Source organism: Bacillus cereus group sp. BfR-BA-01453, from assembly GCF_022662915.1.
In the GTDB taxonomy this organism is placed as follows: Bacteria; Bacillota; Bacilli; order Bacillales; family Bacillaceae_G; genus Bacillus_A; species Bacillus_A paranthracis.
Genome location: NZ_JAKUEN010000005.1, coordinates 104,082 through 118,669, shown reverse-complemented (window position 1 = coordinate 118,669; position 14,588 = coordinate 104,082). Strand labels below are relative to the sequence as shown.

Sequence of the window (14,588 nt, the reverse complement as noted above, 5' to 3'; positions counted from 1 at the left end):
ACTTTAGGATGGTTCTTTTTCTTTATTAATGATTCTTTAACATCACTAACAGCTTTTCTTGACTATACATCCATACTGTAATAATTAAACAAGCAAGTGCGACTTCTGATAACGCCATAAATCCTATTGCATAATGACCTGTTAGTTGGAATAATAATGTTAAAATTAATGGCGGGAAGAACCCTCCTAGTCCGCCTAAAGCTGAAACGAGTCCGTTTACAATACCAGCTTGTTCAGAGAAGTACATTGGAACGAGTTTGAAGATTGTACCATTACCAATCCCCGCACAAAATGCAACTAACAAGCAACCAAATGTATACACATTCATACTAGGCATAAATGATAAAATAATACCTGAAAGTGTTAAACCGATAAATACAAAGATTAATATTTTAAATGGATTAAATTTGTCACCGAGCCATCCGCCAACCGGACGCATAATTGTTGCGAGTACAATAAACCCAGCTGTCCGCATACCTGCATCCACTTTTTCTAATCCGAAGTGAGATACTAAAAAGTTTGGTAAGTACACTGTAAATGCGACGAATGATCCGAAAGTTAAAAAGTAAAAGATACATAAAAACCAAAGTTTCTCATTTTTATATACACCTTTTATTTGTTCCATTAATGGTGTATTCACCTTTTTCTCCTTACGATCGCCTAATAAAAAGTTCATAAGTGCAAACGTTGCAAGTAAAACTAAATAACATTGTACTGTCGTTCTCCAGCCAACTGAAGTTGCGATAACAGGCGCTAAAAATGAAGTAATTGCTGTTCCAGCGTTACCGACACCGTAAATACCATTTACAAAACCGTGACTCTCTTTTGGAAAGTATTTTGGTAAAGAAGTTACTCCTACAGAGAATACAGCACCACCGATTCCTACAAATAATCCACCAATAATTAAATCCATCATAGAATTGGCAACACTAATATAAAAAACAGGAAATAATAATAGAATAAAACTAATAAAGAATAATTTTCTTGCTCCGAAACGATTTGTCCAATAGCCAATTGGAATGCGAAGAACAGAACCTAAAATAACGGGTACTGCTGTTACCATAGAAATTTGTCCCGCAGTTAATGGGATATCCACTTTAATATAGGGCATTAATGATGATAAAATAACCCATACCATAAAACCGATAATTAGATTAGAAGTTTGTAAACTTAATTGAAAATTAGGACTTTTCATCCTGTTCCCTCCTATGTATACGTAGTTATATTCATTCCCTCCATCCTAATCACGTTCTTACATGATTAGGATGAAAAGAATCAACCACCACTTACTGGCGGAATCATTGCTACGACATCGCCAGTTTGAATGATGTCATTCTCATTTGCATACTCTTCATTTATAGCGACCATGATCTCACTTGAAATCAATACGTTGTATTTCTTAATGAGTACTTCCTTCAGCTTCGCAACTGTAATATTTTCACAATCTATGTGCAATGACGACTTACTTACTTCTTCCTGTAAATGTGCAAATAATAGCACTTCAATCATATTCTCATCTCCTTTCTAGGCTCACCATTTGCATATGTTACCCGCTCTAACTGATCACCTATCCATGACTCACCATCTTCCCAAAACTCTTTCTTCCAAATTGGAACAATTTGTTTTATACGCTCCATAATATATTCATTCGCCTCATAGGCCGCTTTCCGGTGTGGTGTAGAAACAGCAACGACAACAGCAAGATCTGAAATTTGTAATGTACCAATGCGATGTGTAATAGCGACATATGTCCCCGGCCACTTCTCTCCTACTTCAGTGCCAATTCTCTCAAGCTGTTTTTCCGCCATTGTTATATAAGCTACATACTCTAAATAAAGCGTACGTCGACCTTTCGTAAATTCTCTAACAGTACCAATAAAAGTAGTAACCGCACCACACTCACGACGAATTACTTTGTTTGTCACTTCTTCAATTGAAATAGGTGTATCAATTACTTCATAATACGTATGTGGCATTTCGCACCTCTTATCTTTGTATAAATTAGCAACCTATTTTTCTATTATTTGTATGAACGAAGCGATTCTTTCCATGGCCATTCACTTCCGGCTCTTGATTCTAATAACAGTACCGAAACAGTAATTCCAGCTTTAAATCCTCTCGTTCCCCCTGGCAAAACGATAAATGCATTCGCTTCTGCAAGTGAAGAAATTGCACTAGATTTATCTAAACCAACTGGTGTCGCTTGCAATTTTCCATTTACAATTTCCACTTTTCCTCTCACAAAACGAGTGAATGGGTTTGCTTTTGGAAAGTCTTTTTGTAAAATTGCCTCTGCACGAAATACGTGCGAATCTTTTCTATGCAAGTATGTTCGAATGACTGGCCTAACATATAATTCACAACCGACATAACAAGCAGAAGGATTACCAGATAAACCAAATAATAGTTTTCCCTCTAACTCAGCTACAGTTGTCACACTTCCTGGTCGCATCGCAATTTTATTGAAAAGTACATTAGCTTGTAATCTCTCATAAATAGCAGGTAAATAGTCATAGTCTCCTACCGAAACGCCACCAGTTGTAATTAAAATATCGACTTCTTTTATCGCTTTTTTTACAGTGTTATAGCACGTCTCAAAATTGTCAGCGAATTGTCCATAATACTGTACAACTCCGCCTGCTCGTTCAATTTGAGCAGCTATCATATAGGAGTTACTATTTCGAATCTTCCCTGGCTTTAATTTTTCATGTACTTCAAGCAGTTCGCTACCCGTCGTTACAATTCCAATAACCGGCTGTTTTACAACGTGTACGGAACTATAACCAAACGTAGCAAGAAGTGCTGCTACTCCAGGATTCATAACAGTCCCTTTTTTCACCAGAATGCTATTTTGTTTTACATCTTCTCCTTTAAAAGAAATGTTATCCCCAGCAACAAAGGAGCGTTTCAATTTCATATAAGTCTTTTCGTTTTCTTCAAATTCTTCCGTTAGCTCCAACATGACTACTGCATTACACCCCGCAGGAATTGCCGCACCTGTCATAATACGGACAGCTTGAAATGGTTCCACTCCTTCTGTAAAAACAAAACCTGCTCCAATTTCGCCAATCACTTCAAACTGAATGGGATTACTGTTACTAGCTTCTTTTGTGTCTTCCGCTCGAATCGCAAATCCGTCGTACGGAGAGCGATCAAAATGCGGAACATCATGATCTGCAATAACATCTTCTCCAAGCGTTCTACCGTAGCTTTCTATAAGAGAAACCTTTTCTATTTCACCTTGGTAGGCATATTTCATTACACGCTCAACCGCTTCTGCTACTGGAATTGGTATACGTTTATCTAACATTCTTTTTCACCTCGTTTTAATAAGGAGAAACGCTCTCTGTTCATCCTATATATTTTGCGTATAATCGTTTTGCTATTTTCACATCATTTGTCCCATGAATAAATGCCCTACCGTCTGTAAATAAAACGAAACGATATTCATCAATTAGAAATGATAGTAAGTACGGCGTTTTTTGGACATGTACAATTTTTTGTAATCTTTTTTGGATTTCGTTTAAATTTAGAACTCTCTTTATTCCTGGACGGATTTGAACTGTATTCCGTCCGCATAGCACCTCCGTTTTCACCTGTGATTCAAATGTTAAACTTGGATACGTACGAGTATTTCCACACGATGGACATGTATTTTTCTTCTGTCTATTTACTTTTAACGAGAGATATTGATTGTTCCAAATATCAAATGATAACATCGTTCCTCTTAGCGACTCATAATCATCCACCAATATTTTCATCGCCTCTGTAACTTGATGCGTAACAACCATCTGTACAGTTGGCTGAATGATTCCGGCTGTATCGCATGTGGCACCGCCCATAGGATGATCCATCAAACAGCGAAAACATGGTGTTTTTCCTGGCAGAACTGTATACGTTACACCGTAACTTCCAACGCATCCACCGTATATCCAAGGTATATTTTCTTTTTGTGAAATATCATTTATAAGTAGGCGCGTATCGAAGTTGTCAGTGGCATCTATAATGAGATCCACTTCTTTTGTTAACTCTTCTATTTCTTGCATTGTGACATCCATTACAACTGGTACAATTTCCACTTCAGAATTAATCTTTCTTACATGTCCTGCTGCTGCAATTGCTTTTGGTTTGCATTGCTTTGCATCTTCTTCTGTATATAACTGTTGCCGCTGTAAATTACTCCATTCGACATAGTCACGATCGGCAATTGTCAATTTCCCAATTCCCATCCTAGCGAGTGCTTCTGCATTCGCAGCCCCTAGTGCACCTGCACCAATTAAGAGCACATGTTTCTTTCTTATTTTCCTTTGTCCCATTTCACCAATTCTAGAAAACAACACTTGCCTTGAATATCGCTCTTGCATAAGGAATCCTCCTTTCGCTATCCACCAATGTAAGACATTTCAACTTTTTGACGTTTATTTGTACTTTCCGCCGTTCTTTCATCTGAATATCGATCTGTTCTATATCGCCATGTATGTTGGAGAATTTTTAGTAGTGAGGCATCCGAAATATTTTCTCTAAGAAGCGTTCGCAAATCCGTTCCTTTCGTTCCAAATAGACACGTAAAAAACTTGCCGTCTGCCGAAATACGAGCTCTCGTACAAGAAGAACAAAATGACTCAGATACTGAAGTAATAAATCCAACTTCTGCATCGCTCCCTACATATCGATACAATTTCGCAACTTCTCCAAAATAACGAGACGTAACAGGTTCAATCGGATATACGCGATTAATCTTCTCTATTAATTGTTCCTTCGTAATCACTTGTTCAAAATTCCATCCGTTCGTACTGCCCACATCCATAAACTCAATGAAACGAAGCTGAATTTCTTGTTCTTTAAAATAACGAGCCATATGAAGAATTTGACTATCATTCATTCCTTTTTTTACAACCATATTTACCTTTACTTCTAATCCAATAGCCTTTGCTGCTTCTATTCCTTTCAGTACAGGTTTTGTACTTACATTTCTTCCGTTAATTGTTTGGAAGACGTGATCCTCTATCGCATCTAAACTAATATTTACACGTTTTAATCCTGCTTCTTTTAGCGTCTTAGCTTGTTTTGCTAAATGAATTCCGTTTGTTGTGAGCCCAATGTCTTTTAAGCCTTCTAGTTTTGTAAGCCTTGCGATTAACTGAGATAAGTCTTTACGCAATAACGGTTCACCGCCAGTAAGCCTAATTTTTTCAACTCCCATACTTATAAATAACCTAGCTAGTCTCTCTATTTCATCAAAAGATAATAAAAACTCTTCCTGTAAAAAAGCGTAATCTGCTCCGAACACTTCAGCAGGCATACAGTATGTGCACCTAAAATTACAACGATCAATAACTGAAATACGTAAATCTTGAAGTGGCCGTTCTAAAGAATCTTTCATTTTCTCGTGCATCTATATCCCTTCTTTTCTGCTGCAACGCTTAGTAAGCTTTCGTTTTTTTATTTGCCTTCATTATAAAAAAGAAGCGACATATTCAATGTGACTTTTCTCACATTCCTTTCCCCATTCAAAAATTCTTCACAAATCCGTTCGCATTTTGTTCACATCTTCAGTCCCTACTCCTTACGGTCATTGAAATTTTACATCAATTTTGAAATAGCTCTTGCATTTTCAGCATACTTACACTCAAAATAGGAAATGTATTGCTTATAAGAAGAAAGGTGATTGCTGTGACAAACAGTATGAAATTATCTCAAGATTTAAAGGAATTACTTGCATCTGTTGAATATAAAATGCAGATAAAAAAAGGTAGTTTTATTTTTCAAGAAGGTATGGAGGCAACCGAACTCTATATTATCCATTCAGGAAAAGTACAAATTAGTAAACTTAGTGCTGACGGACAAGAATTAACACTTCGAATTTGTTCGGAATATGACATTATTGGAGAATTAACATTGTTCACGGATAATGCAAAATATTTATTAAACTCAAAATGTCTTGAAGATGTTGAAGTAGGTGTAATAAAGCGTGAAGCGTTAGAAAAAGCATTACTCCAAAAACCCGCTCTTGTATTTGAATTTATGAAATGGATTAGTGAACATTTAAGAAGAATGCAAACGAAGTTCCGAGATTTAGTATTACACGGCAAAAAAGGTGCCCTGTATTCTACTCTCATTCGAATGACAAATAGTTACGGTGTATTAAAAGAAAATGGCATTCTCATCGATTTACCGTTAACGAATCAAGAACTAGCTAATTTCTGTGCAACTTCACGTGAAAGCGTAAATCGAATGTTAAATGAATTAAAAAAGCAAGGTACAATTTCTATTCATAAAGGAAAGATTACCATTCACGATTTACAATTTTTAAAATGTGAAATTGCTTGTGAAGATTGCTCTGCGTCTGTTTGTAGCATTGATTAACTTATACTTATAAAGAAAGCCGAGGTCTCCAATTAGATCTCGGCTTTCCTTATAAGTTACTAAACATATAAAACAAAATTATTTTTTCAATTCATTTGGAATACGTCTTCTGTAAATTACATAGCTACGGCTTATATATTTAATTGGGGCACTAAATACATGTACAAGTCTAGTAAATGGCCATACTGCGAAAAGCCCCATTCCCGCAAGAATATGAATTTTAAACCATACAGGTACTTCCGTCATATAATCAACTTTCGGTTGAAAAACGAAGAGGCTTCGGAACCATGGACCGATCGTTGTACGATAATCAAATCCTTTTGAGTCGATATTTAAAAACGTTGAAGAAAGTCCTGCTAGCATTACGATCAGTAATAATATAAGCGCGATATAATCTCCCTTCGTACTCGTTGCAATGATACGTTTTACTGTTACGCGGCGGTACGTTAATATAATTAAACCGATGATTGCAGCAACACCTGCCGGAAGACCAAAACTAATTGCTACTACATGATACATATGCTCAGAAATACCTATGGAACGGTATACAGCTTCTGGAATTAAAATCCCCATAACATGACCGCCAATTACGAACATAATCCCAAAGTGGAATAATAGACTTCCGATTCGGAGCATTTTCTTTTCTAATAGTTCACTAGATTTTGATGTCCAACCAAATTGATCATAGTTGTATCTGAAAATATGTCCACCGATAAAGATTGCAAAAATGATATAGGGAAACAATACCCATAGAAATTGATCCATCATTTTGACAACTCTCCTTTCTAATTTGTCTGTATACCCCATGTATCGATAGCAAGTAAAACAGCCGAAAGAATTGGTTCATACATACTATCTGCTTCTTTTAACTGAACGTGTAATGCTTGTATATTCTCCTTGTATTTACTCATAATTGGTTCACTGTCTTGTTCATTTGCATTTGCAAAAAACTCTAGTAATAGCGGTAAATAATCAGGTAGTTCTTTATCTGTTACTTCAAAACCAGATTTTTTATAATGCTGTTTTAACTCTAGTAATTCAATACCTCTTTCCCTTTGTTCACCGGTGTTCATATACGTTAAATACATATTTGTCTTCTTACCGAAATCAAATGTATATACGTAACTATCAATAAGTTGATCGTTCGTTTTATCCAGTGCTTGTTTTATAAATGCTGTAAGTGAAGTTTTAACTTCTTCCTGTTCAATCGCTTCAATCTCTTCTTGCAATTCAGCTAAAGCTTCTCTCCACCCGAGTTCCGGGTAGGAGAGAAGGAATGAAGAACAAGAAAAAGCAGTTTGTAGACTTTGTTTCATATTTTTCCGCCCCCATTATTTAAGAAATTGTCATGCAAGAGCCTGGACCACCTGCAAATGATAAACCACAGCTTCCTTGTTCATTATATAAATCTGCAACTTGTTCGCGGTGAGACGTCGGGATAACAAAACGATCTTTATATTTTGCGATAGCAAGAAGACGATACATATCTTCTACATCCTGTTTCGTTAAACCGAGTTCTTTTAATACCGCTTCATTTGGTTCTTTATTAATTTGCAGTGCTCTCATATGAGTTCGCATAACAGCCATTTTTTTCAATGTAAGACGAATATGTGATTCATCTCCTGCAGTGAGTAGATTCGCTAAATATTGAATTGGAATACGCATATTATCGATAGCAGGGAAAATCTCTTCTGCTTGCCAGTTACTACCTTTCCCTTCCACCATATTCATAATTGGGCTAAGCGGTGGGATATACCAAACCATTGGCATCGTACGATACTCTGGATGAAGAGGTAGAGCAATTTTCCAATCAATAATCATTTTATAGATTGGTGACTGTTGTGCCGCTTTAATCCATTCTTCAGGAATGCCTTGTTTTTTCGCTTCAGCTGCTACTTCTGGATCATTTGGATCTAAGAAAACAGTAAGCTGAGATTCATATAAATCTTTTTCATTCTCAACAGAAGCCGCTTCTTTTACTTTGTCAGCGTCATATAGCATTAACCCAATATATCTGATACGTCCTACACATGTTTCCGAACAAATTGTTGGCATACCAGCTTCAATACGTGGGAAACACATTGTACATTTTTCCGCTTTATTCGTTTGCCAGTTAAAGTACACTTTTTTATATGGGCAAGACGATACGCAAAATCTCCATGCACGACATGCATTTTGATCTACAAGAACAATCCCATCTTCTTCCCGTTTATACATCGCACCAGATGGACAAGACGATACGCAAGATGGATTCATACAATGTTCGCATATGCGTGGTAAATACATCATAAAGACATTTTCAAAATCCGTTTTAATTTCTTCTTCCATTTTCTTTACGTTCGGATCTTGTAAACCCGTTATATGTCCACCAGCTAAATCATCTTCCCAGTTTGGACCCCATTCAATTTTGTCGATAAATTCACCTGTAATTGCTGATTTCGGACGAGCAACTGGCTGATGCTTACGCTGCGGACTATTTGTTAATGTTTCATAATCATAGTTCCACGGTTCAAAGTAATCATCAATTGTTGGTTGATCTGGATTGTGGAAAATATTCATAAGGCGCTTCATTTTCGAACCGGATTTCAGTTGAATTTCACCATTTTTCAATTCCCAACCGCCTTTATATTTCTCCTGATCTTCCCATTGCTTCGGATAACCAATACCTGGTTTCGTTTCTACGTTATTGAAGTACATATATTCAGCACCTGGACGATTTGTCCAGGTGTTTTTGCACGTTACGCTACAAGTATGGCAGCCGATGCATTTATCTAGGTTCATTACCATTCCGACTTGTGCTTTAATCTTCAAGCCAATCTACCTCCTTCAGTTTGCGAATTACAACGTTTAAATCGCGCTGGTTCCCAGTTGGACCATAATAGTTAAATCCATAACTTAATTGACCGTATCCACCAATCATATGTGTTGGTTTCACGTGAATACGAGTTGGACTATTATGTGTTCCCCCGCGGTTACTTGTTAATTTCGTACCAGGTACGTTAATGTGACGATCTTGCGCATGGTGCATAAACGCCATTCCTCTCGGTATACGGTGCGTTACAACAGCACGTGCTACAACAACACCGTTACGGTTAAAGCACTCGATCCAATCATTATCCGCAACACCAGCTTCTTCAGCATCTTCTTTATTCATCCAAACGGTTGGACCACCTCTAAATAGCGTTAACATCGGTAATGAATCAAAGTACATACTATGAATGGACCACTTATTATGCGGCGTTAAATAGTTTAATGTAATTTCTTTTCCTTCTACTTCAGGTCGTGATTTACGGAACGGTTTATGTTGCAGAATTGGTTTAAATGTTGCCATCGTTTCACCAAATTCTTTCATCATGTCATGATCTAAATAGAAAGATTGTCGTCCAGTGATTGTTCTCCAAGGGATGAGACGTTCCACATTTGTTGTAAACGGTGAGTAACGACGTCCACCTTTTTCTGAACCTGTAAAGGCCGGAGAAGTAATTACTGTTTTTGGTTGTGCTGTAATTTGTTCAAATGTGAAGCATTCTTCTTCACGTTCTTCTGCTAAATCACGTAGTTTTAAATCCGTTTGTTTTTCAAGTGCTTCCCATGCTTTTACAGCCATATGACCGTTTGTTGTAGAAGAAAGCGTTAATACCGCTTCAGCAGCATTGATTGCTTCTTTTATGTCTGGACAACCTTTCGCAATAGAATCTGTTTGAACAACTCCTAATCGGCTCTTTAATTGCTCATACTCTTTTTCTGCCGACCAAGAAATTCCTTTCGTACCAATCGGTTGTTTCCCGGTATTTGGTCCAAGTGCCGTCATTTTGTCATAAATCGTTTTATAATCCCTTTCGACAACATGAATTTGTGGCATCGTTTTACCTGGTATTGGTTCACACTCACCTTTGCTCCAATCTTTAATCTTACCAAGTGGTTGTGCTAATTCTTGCGGTGTATCGTGAAGAAGTGGTGTTGCAACAACTTCTTTCATTGGTTCAAGATCAATTTTCTCTGCTAAATCTGACACAGCTTTAGAAAGTGAAGTGAAAATATCCCAGTCAGAACGTGCTTCCCATGGTGAACCGATTGCTGGATTAAACGGATGAACAAATGGATGCATATCTGTACTGCTTAAATCATGCTTTTCATACCAAGTTGAAGCAGGTAAGACGATATCAGAATACAGCGCTGTTCCAGCCATACGGAAATCTAAATTAATGAGCAAATCAAGCTTCCCTTCTGGCGCTTCTTCATGCCATTTAATTTCTTCTGGTCGCAACGAATCGCTATCGTCATTCATTAATCCGTTCGTTGTACCTAACAAATGCTTTAAGAAATATTCGTGGCCTTTACCAGAACTTGAAATTAAATTTGCACGCCATACAAATAAGTTGCGCGGGAAGTTATTTTTATTATCTGGATCTTCAATCGCAAATTTTAGTTCTTTTTCTTTTAATTTTTGTGCAACATATTTCCCGATTTCTTCTTGTGTTGTTGCACCAGCAGTAACAGCTTCTTTATATAGTTCAATTCCATTTTTCTCAAATGTCGGATACGAAGGTAACCAGCCAAGTCGTGCCGCTAATACGTTATAATCACCGTGATGTTGATAACGAGAGTTGCCTTCGACTGGTGATGCTAAATGTCCAACTGGTGTATCTTCATAGCGCCATTGATCTGTTACGAAATAGAAGAAAGATGTACCGTTTTGTAATTTTGGTGGCCCTTGCCAATCTTTTGCCATCGCGATCGTTTGCCATCCTTCTGCTGGTCGTAATTTTTCTTGACCAACGTAATGCGCCCAACCACCGCCGTTTACACCTTGTGCCCCAACGAGAAGAACAAGATTTAAAACGGCGCGATAAATCGTATCAGAGTTAAACCAATGGTTAATACCAGCTCCGACAATAATCATTGAGCGACCGTTTGTATCAACGGCATTTTGTGCGAACTCACGAGCGATTTGAATAATAAGCTCACGTTTTACTCCTGTCATTTTCTCTTGCCATGCAGGTGTAAACGGTACATCATCATTGAAGTCTTTCGGCTCTTGTCCACCAAGCCCTCGGTTCACACCGTAATTTGCTAACGTTAAGTCATATACAGTAGTAACGAACACTTCGCCCTCTTTTGTCATAACCTTTTTCACTGGAATTGTACGTTCTAATACTTTGTTTCCATCATCAGAGAAGTACGGGATTTGTACAGTTCCAACATGATCTTCCATTCCAAGTAAAGAAAGACGTGGATCAATCTTTTCGCCTGTTTCTTCATCTTCTAAACGTAAATTCCATTTCTTTTCGTTATCCCAACGTGACCCCATTGTGCCATGAGGTGTTGCAAAATCATTCGTATTTTCATTCCAAAGTACAGGTTTCCATTCTCCTAACTTTGTTTCGCGTCCAATATCAGAAGCATTTAAGAATCGATCCGCAACGAATTGGTCTCCTTTTTGTTTCAATGTAACGAAGAAAGGAAAATCAGTATATTGCTTCGCATACTTTGTGAAGTATTCCACTTGATTATCTACGTAAAATTCTTGTAAGATCACGTGCCCCATTGCCATCGCAAGTGCACCGTCTGTACCTTGTTTCACACTAATCCAATCATCTGCAAACTTTGTTGACTCAGCGAAATCAGGACTGACAGAAACGACTTTCGTTCCTTTATATCGAACCTCCGCTAAAAAGTGTGCATCTGGTGTTCTTGTCATCGGTACATTTGAACCCCATGTCATAATGTAACCAGAGTTATACCAGTCACTACTTTCTGGTACATCTGTTTGATCGCCCCAAATTTGCGGAGAAGCTGGTGGTAAATCTGCGTACCAATCATAGAAACTAAGCATCGGTCCACCCATAAGTTGCATAAAGCGGCTGCCTGCAGCATGACTTAACATCGACATAGCTGGAATTGGTGAAAAACCAACATTTCGGTCTGGACCGTATTTCATTACTGTGTATAATAATGAAGCAGAAACGAGTTGTAACACTTCATCCCAATTTGCACGAACGAATCCCCCTTTACCACGTGCCTGCTTATACTTGCGTGCTTTTTCAGGGTTTTCCACAATACTTTTCCAAGCATCTAATGGTGACTCATTATTTTGTAATTCCTCTTGCCACATACTCCAAAGAACACCACGTACATACGGATACTTCACACGAAGTGGACTATAAATGTACCAAGAAAAACTCGCTCCACGTGGACATCCTCGTGGTTCAAAGTCAGGCATATCTGGACCTGTTGTTGGATAGTTAAGCTCCTGTCCTTCCCAAGTTACAATTCCATCTTTCACATAAATGTTCCAACTACATGAACCAGTACAGTTCACGCCATGTGTAGAACGAATTACTTTATCATGCTGCCAACGCTTTCTGTACACATTCTCCCATTCACGATCTTCATATGTTTCTTGTGTATGATTATCGTTATAACGATCTATTGGTGAAAAATATTTTAAACGTCTCATTAGTGCTGAAGGTTTCTTCTTCATACTGTTCACTCCTTTAATACGTCTCTCTTACATACCCTTACTATAAGAGAGGTTGTAAAATACAGATGTGACATTTCGCACAGTTCAAGAGATTGTCACAAATTCCGGAAAAAATATAAAAAAGTGAAAATCTAATCATTGTGGAGGGCTCACATCCTTCACTGACTGTTAAATTACTTCCTTGCTTCTAGCAAAGGTTAAGATGAAGTACAGATATGCAAAAAATTTCTTATATAATAGAGGAAGTAATTTGGGAGTAGTTAAATTTGATATGCCTAAATCGTTAGATGAATTAACAAATGAAAATATAATACTTTAAATCCACCATACCAAGGGTAACTATCCTGAAAATAGTTGAACAAAAAACGCCAGGAAATCTATATGAATTGTCAGCAACTTGGATTGAATAAAGAGAAGAATACACCAGAATGGCAGGATTTTAAGATAATAATAAAAGGAGGATATTATGATATTAGAACCGCTTTATGCAGAAAACATTATAGTAGCCGTCATATATAAAAATGAGTTTAGATGGTATGTAACAGATAAAGAACTATGGTTTTTAGATTATAATAAATTAGATAATGCATATAAAAATTTAGGTGTAAGCATTGAAGATAATGATGAAACGGAAGAAAGAAATGGAATAAAAGTATTAGATCATGAAAATGTAGAAGTATTTTTAGTAAGGATTAATCAATATAAAACAACTAAAGAAGAATTAAATTATTTACTACTTAAAAATATTAAAAGGAAGAATGCAGGAGAAGATCTATTAGATTATAGTCCAGTCTTATTAATTAACTTTGATAATAAAATACTATATTCAATGTTTCCAGAACCGGCCTCATATGAAAACTATGTACCAAAAGATTGGAGTGGTACATATGAAGATTTCACTGAATTCATACCTACATCAGAGAAATATTGGATAGATAAGTTTAATAATAATCTACTTTTACTATAATTTAAGTAAGACAAGAGTAATGATAGTATAAGAATTTATTACCTTAATAGAGCTTATGAGATTAATAGAGAAGTAAATAGTGTCACTAAGGCCAGAAATAAAGGAGTAAAATAGTCATGAAATATCCATATAGTTTTGAAGTACTTAACAGTAGTGATTTAGTTATGAGACTTCCTCAAGAAATTAAACTTGTTGAAACTTTTTTAGGAATTGAAGTTGCAGCTTTTGGAGATTGGATTTTAGAAGAAATACATAGTGTTTTAAACGGAGAAAAAAATTATGTAGTAGTGAATGGCAACATTTGCGGTTTAGAAATCCGGAACGACACAACTACTGTGTTAGACAATTTAGCCGAAGATGGGAAAGGAGAATATTGTGAGATTGAAACAATGGAATTGGTAGAATTGATTCATATTTGGTTAAATAAACGAAAAGAATATAAAAAAGATAAAAAATAAAGGAGTGTATTAATTTAAATAGATGGCCTCTTCATGTGAAGCCGACTTTATTTTATTCATATACATTTTAATCACAAGGCGTATTAATATATGTTCCAAACTTTACGCGTAGGGTTTCCTACGCTATTTATTTTGCTCATTGAGGTCAATCTTTCCTGTCCTTCCCCTCTTCTACTTTTACCGATGATACTATTCTATATCAAAACGTATTTCACATAAAACGAGAAATCATTATTTACCATATTGCCCTTAGTTACGGAAACAATTATACTAGATGTAATCAGAATAAATAATCTGAATATTCTTAGAATTA

The 14,588-nt window shown here is 36.6% G+C and carries 13 protein-coding genes; 3 read left to right on the top strand and 10 right to left on the bottom strand.

Annotated features, from left to right (window positions below):
- Positions 1 to 25: 25 nt before the first annotated feature.
- The 6 genes from narK to moaA form a co-directional block, all read right to left on the bottom strand.
- Positions 26 to 1,195 carry a nitrate transporter NarK gene (gene narK, locus MR070_RS12950; protein WP_000841853.1) on the bottom strand — a complete coding sequence of 390 codons (1,170 nt, stop codon included), beginning with the start codon at positions 1,193 to 1,195 and terminating at the stop codon, positions 26 to 28.
- A gap of 80 nt (positions 1,196 to 1,275) precedes the next feature.
- A complete protein-coding gene (moaD, locus tag MR070_RS12945; RefSeq protein WP_070805879.1) occupies positions 1,276 to 1,509 on the bottom strand; it encodes a molybdopterin converting factor subunit 1 in 234 nt (77 codons plus the stop codon).
- Positions 1,506 to 1,976, bottom strand: a complete 471-nt coding sequence (moaE, locus tag MR070_RS12940; protein ID WP_070805878.1) for a molybdopterin synthase catalytic subunit MoaE — start codon at positions 1,974 to 1,976, stop codon at positions 1,506 to 1,508. Before moaE ends, moaD begins: the two co-directional genes overlap by 4 nt.
- Positions 1,977 to 2,020: 44 nt before the next feature.
- A complete protein-coding gene (locus tag MR070_RS12935) occupies positions 2,021 to 3,310 on the bottom strand; it encodes a molybdopterin molybdotransferase MoeA (RefSeq protein ID WP_242261437.1) in 1,290 nt (429 codons plus the stop codon).
- Between the two features lie 40 nt (positions 3,311 to 3,350).
- Positions 3,351 to 4,364, bottom strand: coding sequence for a molybdopterin-synthase adenylyltransferase MoeB (locus MR070_RS12930; protein WP_044792591.1), 1,014 nt, complete (start codon positions 4,362 to 4,364; stop codon positions 3,351 to 3,353).
- A gap of 17 nt (positions 4,365 to 4,381) precedes the next feature.
- The gene (gene moaA, locus MR070_RS12925) at positions 4,382 to 5,395 is read right to left on the bottom strand and encodes a GTP 3',8-cyclase MoaA (protein ID WP_044792592.1); all 1,014 of its coding nucleotides are present in this window, start codon (positions 5,393 to 5,395) and stop codon (positions 4,382 to 4,384) included.
- 278 nt (positions 5,396 to 5,673) lie between these two features.
- On the opposite strand from moaA, the gene MR070_RS12920 reads away from it, so the two are divergent.
- On the top strand, positions 5,674 to 6,366 hold the full coding sequence (locus tag MR070_RS12920) for a Crp/Fnr family transcriptional regulator (protein ID WP_000185188.1): 693 nt from the start codon (positions 5,674 to 5,676) through the stop codon (positions 6,364 to 6,366).
- A gap of 78 nt (positions 6,367 to 6,444) precedes the next feature.
- Here the strand turns inward: MR070_RS12920 and narI are convergent, their stop codons facing one another.
- The 4 genes from narI to MR070_RS12900 are packed head-to-tail and all read right to left on the bottom strand — an operon-like array spanning position 6,445 to position 12,850.
- The gene (gene narI, locus MR070_RS12915; RefSeq protein ID WP_044792594.1) at positions 6,445 to 7,134 is read right to left on the bottom strand and encodes a respiratory nitrate reductase subunit gamma; all 690 of its coding nucleotides are present in this window, start codon (positions 7,132 to 7,134) and stop codon (positions 6,445 to 6,447) included.
- Between the two features lie 17 nt (positions 7,135 to 7,151).
- Positions 7,152 to 7,682 carry a nitrate reductase molybdenum cofactor assembly chaperone gene (gene narJ / locus MR070_RS12910; protein WP_113711455.1) on the bottom strand — a complete coding sequence of 177 codons (531 nt, stop codon included), beginning with the start codon at positions 7,680 to 7,682 and terminating at the stop codon, positions 7,152 to 7,154.
- Between the two features lie 19 nt (positions 7,683 to 7,701).
- Complete coding sequence (gene narH, locus MR070_RS12905; RefSeq protein ID WP_242261436.1) at positions 7,702 to 9,177, bottom strand: nitrate reductase subunit beta; 1,476 nt, start codon at positions 9,175 to 9,177, stop codon at positions 7,702 to 7,704.
- Positions 9,167 to 12,850 (bottom strand): nitrate reductase subunit alpha, encoded by a 3,684-nt coding sequence (locus MR070_RS12900; protein ID WP_242261435.1) that lies wholly within the window; start codon positions 12,848 to 12,850, stop codon positions 9,167 to 9,169. Before MR070_RS12900 ends, narH begins: the two co-directional genes overlap by 11 nt.
- Positions 12,851 to 13,316: 466 nt before the next feature.
- Between MR070_RS12900 and MR070_RS12895 the strand changes: the two genes are divergently transcribed.
- Together MR070_RS12895 and MR070_RS12890 are read left to right on the top strand one after the other, a co-directional pair.
- Positions 13,317 to 13,817 carry a hypothetical protein gene (locus MR070_RS12895; protein WP_098229120.1) on the top strand — a complete coding sequence of 167 codons (501 nt, stop codon included), beginning with the start codon at positions 13,317 to 13,319 and terminating at the stop codon, positions 13,815 to 13,817.
- Between the two features lie 116 nt (positions 13,818 to 13,933).
- Positions 13,934 to 14,275: a hypothetical protein gene (locus MR070_RS12890; protein ID WP_097852806.1), complete on the top strand. Its 342-nt coding sequence runs from the start codon at positions 13,934 to 13,936 to the stop codon at positions 14,273 to 14,275.
- Positions 14,276 to 14,588: the final 313 nt, after the last annotated feature.

Bases quoted from the DNA above. Each gene is read 5' to 3' on its own strand.
- narK (WP_000841853.1), bottom strand. From the start codon at position 1,195: ATGAAAAGTCCTAATTTTCAATTAAGTTTACAAACTTCTAATCTAATT.
- moaD (WP_070805879.1), bottom strand. From the start codon at position 1,509: ATGATTGAAGTGCTATTATTTGCACATTTACAGGAAGAAGTAAGTAAG.
- moaE (WP_070805878.1), bottom strand. From the start codon at position 1,976: ATGCCACATACGTATTATGAAGTAATTGATACACCTATTTCAATTGAA.
- MR070_RS12935 (WP_242261437.1), bottom strand. From the start codon at position 3,310: ATGTTAGATAAACGTATACCAATTCCAGTAGCAGAAGCGGTTGAGCGT.
- MR070_RS12930 (WP_044792591.1), bottom strand. From the start codon at position 4,364: ATGCAAGAGCGATATTCAAGGCAAGTGTTGTTTTCTAGAATTGGTGAA.
- moaA (WP_044792592.1), bottom strand. From the start codon at position 5,395: ATGCACGAGAAAATGAAAGATTCTTTAGAACGGCCACTTCAAGATTTA.
- narI (WP_044792594.1), bottom strand. From the start codon at position 7,134: ATGATGGATCAATTTCTATGGGTATTGTTTCCCTATATCATTTTTGCA.
- narJ (WP_113711455.1), bottom strand. From the start codon at position 7,682: ATGAAACAAAGTCTACAAACTGCTTTTTCTTGTTCTTCATTCCTTCTC.
- MR070_RS12900 (WP_242261435.1), bottom strand. From the start codon at position 12,850: ATGAAGAAGAAACCTTCAGCACTAATGAGACGTTTAAAATATTTTTCA.
- MR070_RS12895 (WP_098229120.1), top strand. From the start codon at position 13,317: ATGATATTAGAACCGCTTTATGCAGAAAACATTATAGTAGCCGTCATA.
- MR070_RS12890 (WP_097852806.1), top strand. From the start codon at position 13,934: ATGAAATATCCATATAGTTTTGAAGTACTTAACAGTAGTGATTTAGTT.